Below are 12,451 nucleotides of genomic sequence, written 5' to 3' on the forward strand. Positions count from 1 at the left end.
TTGAATTTTGAGCAGCCATGACTGTAATGCCACCTTCATTACCCTGCCTGATGATTCGGTATTACGACAGAGTAGCGGAACAGCGGTTTCCATTTATAGGTCATGGTGTCATGGTTCAATTGCTGTTTTAACTCCTGCCAATCCTTAGCCGTGAAGCCTTTGGCAACAGACAGCGGACCGTCATGACGGATATAACGATTTCGTGAGATCATCCGGGTTGTAAGCCATACCGCGGTATAGGACACCGGATGGCGGTGGATATCGTTTATCACAACGCCATGCCTGGAGACACGCAGCATATGTGAAACGATTTCAAGCAGCTGCTGTCCCTCAAAATGATGTACAAACTGCGATCCTGTAACGATATCTGCCGATGCATCCGGCAGTTTCATGACATCGGCTCGCTGTACATTGACCCTTGGTTCATTTTGAAAGAGCAGTCTTGCCTCTTCACAAGCTTCCTCGGTCAGATCGACCAACGTGATCGTGAGGTCAATACCCTTCTGCTTCGCCCAATGCAGCAGCTTCTGATTCACGTCTCCTGAGCCTGCCCCTACATCCATAATGCTCAGTTTAAGAGGTCTACCGACAGATATCCATAATTTCTCAACACCGTCAAGAGTAGGCCCGGGAGCGGCAAATATTTTATTGAGCCGCCGCAGGTGCTGCAGTGCTTCACGCAATTCTTCCCCGCCCATGGAGAAATCATCCATCAATTCATCTTCCTTCGCACGGATCGACAAGTTTCTAAAGAAGGACATGATCCTTCTCCTTCAGCGCTGGCGTATAGGACGGTACGTAAGTAAATTTCATGAGCTCAGCGGTCAGCCCAGGTCCAAAAGCCATTGCCACACCCTCCGTTGAAGATTGATTACGGGCTTTCATATCCTCACGCATGGCATGAAGTACAAATAAAATGGTATTGGATGATAAGTTGCCTACGGTTCTAAGAATTTCCCTGCTGTACATTGTCTGTTCTGCTCTTAAATTCATGACTTCCTGAACGGAGTCAACAATCCCCCGTCCGCCTGGATGAATAGCCCATAGTTCGGGTGAACTGTCGCTCCCGAGCAATTGATAGAGCTCGTTCTCCAAGTGAGCACCCAGTAGTTTGGGGATGCGAGGTGATAAATACAGATCGTAACCTTGATTGCCCACCTCCCATGTCATATCCTCCGTTGAATCAGGAAGCAGAACGGAATATCCGGTTCCAAGATCGAGGTAATGCCGCTGCTCGGATTCCGGAGCACCAACGATACAAGCAGACGCTCCGTCCCCGAAGAATGAGGCTGCAAACAGCGCCCCTCTCTCCTTAACCGGTTGAAAATGCAGGGTGCAGAGTTCAACGCACACCACCAGCACTTGTGCATCAGGTGTTCCTTGGACGACATCACGAGCCATCTGAATGGCTTTTAATCCCGCCGCACAGCCCTGGAAAATCAGTGGTAACCGGTTTACGCGGGGGGATAATCCTAAATCGCGAATTAGCATGACATCCAGACCAGGCAGATACTGTCCTGTGCAGCTAACCGTTATGATATGTGTAATCTGTTCAGGAGACATGCCCGCATCCTTCAATGCCTTCTGGGCAGCCTCCATCCCAAGCGGGAGAGCCTCCCGTTTGTATGTATCCATTCGTTCCTGCGTGGACGGAATCTGAGAATGCTCACCAGAAGGCAGGTAACGACAATCCTCAAGTGATCCAAGATAACTGGGTTCAACCGTATAACGTGTTTCTACGCCGCATGACCTGAACACTCTTTTGGCAAACCGGGCTAAATCCTGTTGATCCTCAAGCGATGAGGCAATGAGTTCAGCAATATCGGACTGGGCAACTTCATGAACAGGTAGTGCAGTTCCCATGCCCAGGATGGCGATATCGGTATGGCTATGCAAGGATTGATTCATATTAAACCTCCTATGATGGATGAGTGATATCCTTTAATTAACAACACTTACCCTTAACAGCGTCGTTGTAATCTGTCGTATCCGTTATATTTATTTATATGGTCTATGCTGACCCACATGCTCCATTCATGTGCTCTTCTTCGAAAAGTGTAAAAAAAAGAAGCCGCCCAAGGGCGACTTATCTAAAATGAGTGGACTTGCGTCCAATTATTTATTCAATTCATCGCCAATGATGACGACTTCCGTTTCCAAATTCACATTGAACTGGCTTCGCACCTTCTCCTGAATGAGCGCAATCATATCGATGTAGTCCTGCGCCGTGGCATTGTCCACATTCACGATGAAGCCCGAATGTTTGCGAGATACTTCGGCACCGCCGATTCGAGTCCCCTGAAGTCCGCAATCCTGAATCAATTTGCCGGCGAAATGGCCTTCAGGACGTTTAAAGACACTTCCGCAAGAGGCGTATTCGAGTGGTTGCTTGGACTCTCTCGCATAAGTAAGTTCATCCATCTTGGCCTTGATCTCTACCGGATCTCCCGGCTGCAGCTGGAACTTCACCTCGATGATGATGTCCCTTTTACCCATAAATACACTTTTACGATAACCCAGCAGCAGCTCCTCGCTCTGCATCGTGATAATTTCGCCTGCCTCTGTCACGACAATGGCAGACTCGACCACATCAGACATCTGTCCTCCGTATGCTCCTGCATTCATAAAGAGCGCTCCACCTACAGAGCCTGGAATGCCGCAGGCGAATTCGAGTCCGGTAAGACTTGCGTCTAACGCCTGGCGGGATACATCGATAATTGCTGCACCGCTCTGTGCAGTCATGGTATGACCATTCACGTTGACCTGATTAAGATTTTTCAGCGACATGGTAATCCCCCGAATGCCGCCATCTCTGACAATCACATTGGAGCCGTATCCCAGTGTAGTTAACGGGATATCATGCTGAACCGTAAGCTTCACAATGGTGGCTACTTCATCTATGGTCTCAGGGAATATCAGAATATCTGCTTCCCCGCCGAGTCGCGTGTACGTATAATTTCGGATCGGTTCGGAATATCGAATGCGGTCTTCGTGAAAGTTGTCAAACAGGGTTTTGCTTAATAACTGATATGAATTCATGATTTTCTACCACCTTGTCTTGATTGCATCGTATAGGTTATTTTACTCTGAATAGCTCCATTTTGTCGCAATTAATTCGAATTAATAATCAATTTTCTAAAATCATGTGCAGGACTGGAAAAAGCCGCCATATGGCGACTTCGGAATTCGTTGTCTTGCCCTAATTCATTATAACTCATTTCAACTAAGCGAGCATTATGCTTGCCCTTCCCCCTTTTTGCGTATAAAAGTGAGTAGCAGCAGCACCAAAGGAATAGCCCCGAATAACAGAATAAAGGAGTCCCCCAGAAGGTCTCCCAGAGCCAATATTCCATTTACATCGTGTGGTATCATTGCGATGAGATAGACGACAGGAATCAAGAGGAAGACAATTGCAATGAACTTCTTCGGGAGTCGGAATAGATCAACAATTCCTCTCGAAGCACAATAATGTTTGAGTCCAAAAGTAGAGAAAATTTGCATGATCCAGATGACAAGCAGCCAGGATTCGAAGCGTTCGAAGATCAATCCTTCGATTTCATAACTTCGAACCAGATCGAGTGTCGGCCAGGACCGGCTTTTAACCCCGTCCAACGACAAACTTCCGACTACCATCAAAAAGGTTACCAAATAAAACATCATCGAAATGGAAATTCCCCATACCATGGCCTTACGACTTTCTTTGGGATTTTTAACATAGGCATTAATAACAATCATGACTTCAAAGCCGTTGTATGCCATCAAGGCTGGCCTTAAGTCTTTCACTAGCGGCATGACTCCATCTCCAAGCAACGGTCTCAGATTATTAAGTTCAAACAACTCACTTGCAAACAAAATCTCAATGACAAATATAACCAGAGTGATGGGAAGGATGATCTCAAAGACCCGTATCATAACGTCGAGGCCCCCCGTTATCATGTATATGCCAATCCACATGAATGCCATGACGATTGCCCACTGAGGCGTACCTTCCAATAGGTACATACTCGTGACTTCCGCCATGACTCTAATTTCAAAAGCGGAGGAGATCAGAAAATAAAGAATGATGGCCAGACCTAATACATAAGCAATCCATTTTCCCGTAATTTCGCTAGCAAACTCATACACAGTCTTACCGGGAAACTTCATGCACAAGGTACATAGAGCCCATCCAATACCGATAAAGACCAGTCCAGAGAACATTAACGAGATCCAAGCATCAGGTGTTCCCCCGGGAACGCCGACCGTTCTTGGGAGCGTTAAGATGCCCGCACCAAGCATGGCGTTAATGATGGTTACCGTCGCCTGGGTCAAACTGAGGTCCTTGCCGGACTCCTTCATCCCGTCACCCCCTCTTTTGTGCGTAAAAAATCTGACAATATTCACGATGTATGTAGAGTTTCCCAATTGTTCTATTTCATTCTTATAAAAGCACAAAAAAAGGGCACTAGGCCCAGAGTTTCATTGATCTATTTAAGGTACCTATCCCTTTACAGCCCCTAATGCCACACTGCCTATAATCTGCCTAGAGAAGATCGCAAAGACGATGATGATCGGCAAGATGGAAATCGCAACTCCCAGATATAACAACCCATAATCCATGCCATAATAGCCCTGAACCAGAGCAACGAGTACCGGAAGCGGATATTTGTCCAATGAGAAAAACAGAACGAGCGGTGTGAGGAAGTTGTTCCATGAGCCGATAAACGTAAATATGCCCAGTGCCGAAATGGCAGGTCCCAGAATAGGCAGCACAATCTGATTGAATGTCCGAAACTCCCCTGCGCCATCCACACGTGCCGATTCAATGATCTCGTCCGGGATACTGCTCTCCATAAATTGTTTGATGAAAAATACGTTAAAGGCATTGGCTGCCGCAGGTAAAATAATAGCCGCGTAGCTATCCAACAGCCCCAGTGTACTGAACAGCCGGTACATCCCGATCAGAGCCAGCTGCCCAGGCACCATCATCGTGGCGAGTAAAAACATGAACAGCCAGGTCCGTCCCTTAAACTTGAATTTGGCAAATCCATATGCGGTTAATGAACCGATATACAATGACAGGACGGTTGAGGTGCCGGCAATAAAAAGACTGTTCGCAAATCCGCGCCAAATGTTAATTTTGGAAGCCATGTTCAAATAATTATCCGCTACAAATGGTCCGGGAAGGAAAGTAAATGTGGATGCAATGGTCGCATTATTATGCGTGGAATAGATAATCATCAGATAAAACGGAACGATGCAGATTACAGCCAGACCTGTTAAGAACAAGTAAATGATCACTTTGCCGATCGTAAGTCGCTTCGTACTGACATAATGCTGGATGGCTGCATTCGGTTGTTCAATCGATTTTGCGGTTTGCATAATGCTTCCCCTCCCTATGAACGACTCTTCCGACTGGTCATGATGAAGGATACAACGGATAAGAGAATGATAATGACGAACAGGCAGAATGCGATAGCTGCGCCGTAACCGAAGCGTGTGCTTTGGAATGCCACATTGTAGAGATACATTATACTGGTCATGGCTGCACGGTCCGGGCCACCACTTCCATTCGTGAGCGTGAAGGGCTGGTCGAAAATCTGAATGCCTCCAATAATGGAAGTAATCATCTGAAAGAGAATGATCGGCCGCAGCATCGGCACAATGATATGAATAAAAATGTGTTTCTTCTTCGCCCCATCTATCTGAGCGGCTTCCTGTAGTGCCGGGTCTATTCCCTGAAGCCCCGCAAGGTAAATGACCATTGAATATCCGAAATATTGAAAGAACAGAATGGCTGACACAATGAGTCTCATAAACCAGGGATCATTTTTCCAGTTGATCGGGTCATCAATCAGCCCAACCTGAACCAGGAAGTGATTCAGGCCGCCAGACTGCCAATCAAAGATTAGGCTGACAAGCAATCCAAGTGATGCTGCCGTAACGATATTCGGGAAAAAATATACGGCTCTGAAGAAGTCTCTTCCCTTAAGCAGCTTGTCGTTCAGGATAAAAGCTAGAACAAGAGAGACGGTGAGCTGCGGGACGACAGATACCCCCCAGATAAATAAGGTGTTGAACAACGTCTTATAGAACAGCGGATCTTGCAGAACAGCAATATAGTTTCCTATCCCAACGAATTCAGGCGTGGTGATGCCATCAAAGTTGGTAAAACTGATGTAGAGTGAGTACAGAATGGGATAAAGTCCAAAAATAGCGAAAATGATAAAGAATGGAGCGATAAAATAATAGCCGTAGTGGTCTTTGCGAATAGATTTGGCAAACATGATGTGTTCCTCCAGTCATCGGATGATTAAAAGGTTTCGTTCTCCTCGGCTAATCCACTTCCAGCTCAGGAAATCTCAATTTCACATCGCGATTGATTCGCTTCACCGCTTCTTCTTTGGTCTGGATGTCATTATTGAGATACAACTGAAGGACATTTTTATAAATGTCACTATTAATAATGGAGTCATACTTGGTTCGCTCGTAAACCGGAACCTGCTTGGCTGCCTCGGAGAAAAACTCGAAATGCTTTTGCCCTCCCAAATAAGCTGAAGTTACAGATGGTGCCAGCTGATCATTTACGACCATGTTGCTTGTAAAATAATCCTGTTCCTTCGCCAGCTCAGACAGGAAATCATGGTCAAAGTTATAAAACTCAATAAACTTCCAAGCCGCATCCTTTTTCTCACTCTGACTGTACATTGCGATATATGTGCCTCCTGCGCTAAATGCAGACGGACCAGATGCAAGCCCCCACAATCCTTCGGTATCCGGCGCATTCGCCTTGAAGGTATATTGCAAAGCCCAGGTTGCTCCAGGGTAGAACATCACTTCCCCCTTTTGCATCGAAGCGGCATGCCCCGCACTTCCTTCTTCATACTCTGCAAGCACCTTTCGCTGACGAGCTTCCCGCACAAGGTCCAGTACCTCCATATACGTTGGATCGATGACAAGCTTGCCATCCTTTACCCATGGGATTCCATCATAGGAGTTGGATATGGCATTCCAGTTTGCCAGTGCATGTACTTTATTTCCGCTCTCCTGCTGCACCCTCTCTCCAATCTCAAATATTTCTTCCCATGTACCGATCTGCTCGCCCACTTTTACGGGGTCGTCCGTTCCCAAATATTCTTTGGCCAAATCCCTGCGATAATAGATGCCTCCTGGCGTTCCCTGATACCCAATGGCCCGAATATGGCCTTCACTGTCCTTCTCATTTGCCTGCACGAAGGGGTATTGTTCTGGAATCAGCTCCTCGGCGTTATACGGGGATGAAGACAGATTCTCCAGATAAGGTACATCAATCAACTCTCTGATGTTGGCATTTTCGATCATAAATACATCAGGTGCTTTCGACGTGGTCTGCAATGCTGATTTTAATTTGGTAATGTAAAAGTTTCCGGGGATATTAACGAAATTCACCTTGATGTCTGGATACTTTTCTTCGAACTTCTCAATCGCATAACCGGCTTCATCAGTAAAACTCCAAACCGTTATTTCTTCCTGCTTGGATGCTTGCTCTCCCTTGGACTGACAACCGGATACGATCATCACTGCACTTACAAGTGCAATAATCGAGAGATACTTCAATTTAAATGTCTTCATGGGCCCCCTCCTTCAATAAAAGGAAACGCTTACATTTTATTCGAGTATAGTGATTTTGGAGAGGGCTTTCTCCTCAAATATTGTGAATCATCCTTCATATTTTGTGATATGAGTCTGATGTTTCTTCCTGAATTCAGACGGTGTACAGTCATTATATTTTTTGAACAGTCGGTTATAGGAATTCACATTGTTAAATCCATGCCCGATGGCGATATCCAAAATGGAGGTCTGACTAAACAATAATGCCCATTCCGATTTGATAATACGAAAGTGATTCAGGTACTCCATCAACGTGACTCCCTTATTCTCCTTAAACAACTTGCATACATGAAATTTGCTGAATTTGATATGCTCAGCCACGTGATCCAGCTTGACGGGTTCAGCGTAGTGCTCCTCCAAATATTCACAGACGGACTCAAGAAATTCGAATCTTTTGGCTCCGTTACATGTTTCTTTGGAAGCGCATGATTCCGTCGTTGGTTCCTTGGTACGCAGCAGGTGGACAATGAGATCATACAGCCTTGCTACCATTAACCAGCGGTATCCCGGCTGCTGCTTTTTCTCCTCTTCGGAAATGGCCTTAATATACTGGTCCAGATTCTTCTCATTACAGATGGGCGACGGAATCATTGCTGTTTTATGAAAAAGTTCGCGGAGGTCATGGGATTCATGATCTGCTGCCACATTTCCCGTCAACCATTCCAGTCGAAACAGGATAATTGTTAAATAATCGGTGCCCGGCAAAAAACAGTGCACATCTCCCGGCTTGATCAGAAGGACGTCTCCATGCGCAAGCTCAAATACCTGGTTGTTCACTCCAATTCTCGCGCGTTCTCCATTCACAACGACCAATTCAACTTCTTCATGCCAGTGTGCAGCAAAATTGAATTGTTCACCCGTGTGAATTACCCGGATTGGAAACCCTTCTGTCATATGACCTGTTTCAAGAAACGTTGGAACTCCCATCTGATCACCCTTTCCATATTTTCCAATTTCCAAGCCCTAGTAATCATATTATGCATGAAGAGCGGGATTCCTTTCGAATGGATCAGGAAAATAAATTCACAAATAAAAAAAGCCGCTCGATATGGCGGCTAAGAAAAGGTTACACCATTGTCACTGCACGAACGGACTGACGTTCCACACATTGAATATCCAAGGTGAATACAGGCTTAACTTGCTCTCCGTTCAACATCTGAATGAGCAAATGTCCGGCAAGCAATCCGGCATCTGTCTTAGGTTGTCGAAACGTCGTTAGCGGCGGAGAAACATATTGTGATACATGGATATTGTCGAATCCAACGACAGATACTTGCTCCGGTACTGAAATGTGATGCTCGCGGAATGCTTCTAGACCACCGATTGCCATGTCATCATTTGCAAAAAACACAGCCGAGGGGAGACCATTCTCTATCAGCATTTTGGCAGCATGATAACCGCTCTCTTTGCAAAATTGTCCACCCAGTCTCCATTCGCTTTTTTCTTCGATGTCGGCTTCGCTCAGCGCTCTCAAAAAACCTTGATAACGAAGAAGATTACAATCCGAACTGAACGGTCCGTTAATGTAAGCGATCGTGCGATGACCTTGATCAATCAAATATTTTGTTGCCAAATATCCCCCTTGCTCATCATCCATTAGAACATTAACGATATATTCATTCGCAAGTTCCCGATCCATCACCACGATCGGAAACTCCCTGGCTGCAGCTTCCGTGAGCAGTTCATTAGGAATATCCTGCGCGATCACAATGGCTCCATCGATTCGCTTTTCCCGAATATATCGGTTCGCCGTGGATTTCTCACCGCCCATTGAACTGCATACAATCAGATCATAACCATGACTCTTAATTGCTGATTCGATGCCGGGTACCAAATCCGAAAAATAGGGACTGGACATGTCGTGAACCATCACGCCGATGGTTTGGGTATTTTTACGTTTTAATTCCGACGCTGGTCCATGTTTAACGTAATTGAGTTCGCTGGCTGCACCGAGCACCTTCTGTCTGGTCAGTTCACTTACATTGTCTTTCCCATTAAGCACACAGGATACGGTAGAACTGGCCACACCAGCCCTCTTTGCTACATCTTTAATGGTTATCATTATAATGCTCCCTCAAAAAACCAATCCTTTTTGTTATTAGAAACAACATCGTATGTCTCATTCACTGCATTTTATCACGCTATCTGGTGCATGTCTCCTCGGCATACCCTTGTTTATAGAAAAAAGGTACCGATCCGTATTTTCTACCTGACCAGTACCTGTAAATTATTAGATTAAGCCTTTTATGCCCTCTTCGAGAATGCCCATCACCGTGATCGTTTCTTCATCTTTGATGACTTTATCCTTGCCGTGAATGATGGCCTCATAGATATCATCGTACACACGGGCATAATCTCCCTTTTCAGAGACCACCTTCTCCTCATGATACACACCTTCCTCATCGATATAGGTTAGCGTGCCATAATGTTGGGGCAAATCCACACCAAAATCAGCATGTCCTTTAGGGAGGTAAAATAATTTCAGGTGTTCTTCCTGACGGTCTTCCGATTGTTTGACAAACACTCCGTTTTTACCATATACGACCAGGCTCGGTCGTGGCTTCAAACGGAAAAAGCTCGATTTAACGGATACCTTCAGGGTTGCATAATAAAAGTCCAGATCAAAGTAATCGTTCATTCTGCCAGCACCCAGTAATTGACGCACATCAGAGTGAATCTTGTCCGGTTGACCAAAATAGGATATCACTTGATCAATCGTGTGCACTCCATGTCCGTATAAGTAACTGTTGTATGGAGAGAAGTGGGCCGTACCGTTCGGCGTCTCGGGGCGATAATAATCATAGTGCATCTCCACTTCAAGCAGATCCCCAAGCTTCCCGGATTCAATAACTTTTTGAGTTGTCAGAAAATCCGAATCATATCTTCTATTCTGATAACATTGAATGACCAGGTTTTTCTCTTTGGCATATTGAAATATGGATTCCGTTTCCTCTTTGGTTAACATGAATGGTTTCTCAACAAGCACATGTTTACCATGGTCGAGTGCCATCTTGGCATAACTATAATGAGATTCGGTATGCGTACAGATCACAATCAACTGAATCTCTTCATCATTCATCAGGATCGAAATATCGTTCGTATAGTGAACCCCTGGCACCTTGTCCCAATCCGTTTTGTCCGGATTCCGGGCGTAGATCGTTTTTACGTTTAAGTGTTCCCGATTCAATGAAAAAGGAAGATGATAACGGTTTGTGCTTTTGCCATTCCCAATATAACCAATCGTTAACATGGTTGTTCCCCCCTGCTGCTCTTTTTCTTTTATTATAAAAGAAGAGCGCTGTACGTAAAGGTTAATCATGCATAATGGTACATTTGACCAAAGATCAGTTACTATGGCACATTAATATTGGGCAAAATGTTCAATTAAACATCATTTCAGCTCAAAAGAAGTATAGAATCCGGGGTGAGCCTATTGAAACTGCTGATGCAATTGTCAGAAATGCAGCACTTTACACCTAACGAACAGAGCATTGCATCTTATGTTTTGAGTCAGCGGGAACGCATGCTTCATTGCAATATTCAGGAGCTTGCTCAAGTTACATACACATCGCATTCTGCCATAAACCGTCTAACGCGCAAACTTGGGATGACAGGTTACAAGGAATTTATCATCACCCTTGCCCGTGAATTCCAGCAAAGTACCCAGAATGGTTCCAACCACGTTGATCCCAATTATCCATTTGTTGTCGGTGAATCCACCCTTCAGGTGGCTGCCGAAATTGCCGATTTGATGAAAGAAACGATCTCAAAAAACGCTGCCATTCTGGACGACGGCCTGCTCGCCCAAACAGCACTTCTTTTTAACCAAGCAGATCGAATCTTCATCTATGCCTTGGGTGATTCGCAGATCCGGGCCAAAAGCTTTCAAAATAAGTTGTTCAAAATCAACAAATACGCAATCATTGCGACGGAACTTTCCGAGTGGGCACACCATACTATCAATCTAACTTCAAGAGACTGTGCCATGTTTCTCACGTATCACGGGAAGTCATTAAGCTACATGAAGGCAGCACGTCACTTCAAACGTGAAGGTATTCCGTTTGTTACAATAACAGCAGCACCCCAGAGTGAGTTGGCTAAATGGAGTACCTTATGTTTACAGGTTGCCAACGACGAGGAGAAGTTCGCCAAGATCGGAACCTTCTCTTCGCAGATTGCCCTGGAATATGTGTTAAACGTGCTGTACGCCTGCATTTACAATATGGACTATGCCAAAAATAAACAAACGGCCACAGAGTCTCTCCAGAAATTTGCCATGAGTGACATGATGAATGATATATAAATAAACATACGAAAAGAACGAGGTGCCCGCATTGAAATTTAGTGAATATGTCGTAGGTCAGCGCTACGAAACCAAATCGATTAAACTGTCCAAAACCGATATTATGGAGTTTGCGAAGATTTATGATCCACAGTACATGCATTTGGATGAGGAAAAAGCCAAAAAAGGTCGTTTCGGCAGCCTGATTGCTTCGGGCATGCAAACGATGAACATCTCCTTCAAGCTATGGATTGAGGTAGGCGTTTACGGAGAGAATGTTGTCGCAGGTACAGGGATGAATCATATTCAGTTTATCAAGCCTGTATTTCCGGATGATGAGCTGAGCGTGGTCGCCGAAGTGATTGAACTGCTCCCAAGACGAAGAGGCAATGGCATTGTTACCGTGCAGCTCACGACCTATAATCAAAATCATCAAAAAGTATTTCAGGCAGATTTAAGCGCGTTAATTGATAATTGAGTTCATGGTAGAATGATAAGGAGCAGTTGATCCAGCCATCGCTGCATGAACTGCTCCCTATT

12 protein-coding genes are annotated in these 12,451 nt (G+C 45.1%); 2 read left to right on the plus strand and 10 right to left on the minus strand.

Annotated features, from left to right (window positions below):
* Window positions 1–38: 38 nt before the first annotated feature.
* The 10 genes from MH144_RS05465 to MH144_RS05510 all read right to left on the minus strand — a co-directional run bounded on the left by MH144_RS05465 (window position 39) and on the right by MH144_RS05510 (window position 10,879).
* Window positions 39–761: a methyltransferase domain-containing protein gene (locus tag MH144_RS05465; protein ID WP_239298165.1), complete on the minus strand. Its 723-nt coding sequence runs from the start codon at window positions 759–761 to the stop codon at window positions 39–41.
* Window positions 748–1,908 (minus strand): type III polyketide synthase, encoded by a 1,161-nt coding sequence (locus MH144_RS05470; RefSeq protein WP_239298167.1) that lies wholly within the window; start codon window positions 1,906–1,908, stop codon window positions 748–750. Before MH144_RS05470 ends, MH144_RS05465 begins: the two co-directional genes overlap by 14 nt.
* A 207-nt stretch (window positions 1,909–2,115) precedes the next feature.
* Complete coding sequence (murB, locus tag MH144_RS05475) at window positions 2,116–3,039, minus strand: UDP-N-acetylmuramate dehydrogenase (protein ID WP_239298169.1); 924 nt, start codon at window positions 3,037–3,039, stop codon at window positions 2,116–2,118.
* Window positions 3,040–3,234: 195 nt separating this feature from the next.
* On the minus strand, window positions 3,235–4,338 hold the full coding sequence (locus MH144_RS05480) for a GerAB/ArcD/ProY family transporter (protein WP_239298171.1): 1,104 nt from the start codon (window positions 4,336–4,338) through the stop codon (window positions 3,235–3,237).
* A gap of 141 nt (window positions 4,339–4,479) precedes the next feature.
* A complete protein-coding gene (locus MH144_RS05485; protein WP_239298173.1) occupies window positions 4,480–5,361 on the minus strand; it encodes a carbohydrate ABC transporter permease in 882 nt (293 codons plus the stop codon).
* 14 nt (window positions 5,362–5,375) lie between these two features.
* Window positions 5,376–6,266, minus strand: a complete 891-nt coding sequence (locus MH144_RS05490) for a carbohydrate ABC transporter permease (protein ID WP_239298175.1) — start codon at window positions 6,264–6,266, stop codon at window positions 5,376–5,378.
* Window positions 6,267–6,315: 49 nt separating this feature from the next.
* Entirely contained in the window at window positions 6,316–7,590 is a 1,275-nt protein-coding gene (locus tag MH144_RS05495) for an ABC transporter substrate-binding protein (RefSeq protein WP_239298177.1), read from the minus strand.
* Between the two features lie 87 nt (window positions 7,591–7,677).
* On the minus strand, window positions 7,678–8,589 hold the full coding sequence (locus MH144_RS05500; protein ID WP_239298179.1) for a helix-turn-helix transcriptional regulator: 912 nt from the start codon (window positions 8,587–8,589) through the stop codon (window positions 7,678–7,680).
* A gap of 106 nt (window positions 8,590–8,695) precedes the next feature.
* Window positions 8,696–9,691 carry a LacI family DNA-binding transcriptional regulator gene (locus tag MH144_RS05505; RefSeq protein ID WP_239298181.1) on the minus strand — a complete coding sequence of 332 codons (996 nt, stop codon included), beginning with the start codon at window positions 9,689–9,691 and terminating at the stop codon, window positions 8,696–8,698.
* A gap of 168 nt (window positions 9,692–9,859) precedes the next feature.
* Window positions 9,860–10,879, minus strand: a complete 1,020-nt coding sequence (locus MH144_RS05510; RefSeq protein WP_239298183.1) for a Gfo/Idh/MocA family oxidoreductase — start codon at window positions 10,877–10,879, stop codon at window positions 9,860–9,862.
* Between the two features lie 183 nt (window positions 10,880–11,062).
* On the opposite strand from MH144_RS05510, the gene MH144_RS05515 reads away from it, so the two are divergent.
* Both MH144_RS05515 and MH144_RS05520 read left to right on the plus strand, forming a co-directional pair.
* Window positions 11,063–11,932, plus strand: a complete 870-nt coding sequence (locus tag MH144_RS05515) for a MurR/RpiR family transcriptional regulator (protein WP_239299272.1) — start codon at window positions 11,063–11,065, stop codon at window positions 11,930–11,932.
* 31 nt (window positions 11,933–11,963) lie between these two features.
* On the plus strand, window positions 11,964–12,389 hold the full coding sequence (locus tag MH144_RS05520) for a MaoC family dehydratase (protein ID WP_239298185.1): 426 nt from the start codon (window positions 11,964–11,966) through the stop codon (window positions 12,387–12,389).
* The last annotated feature ends 62 nt before the right edge of the window (window positions 12,390–12,451 follow it).

Source organism: Paenibacillus sp. ACRRY, assembly GCF_022346995.1.
Lineage (GTDB): Bacteria > Bacillota > Bacilli > Paenibacillales > Paenibacillaceae > Paenibacillus.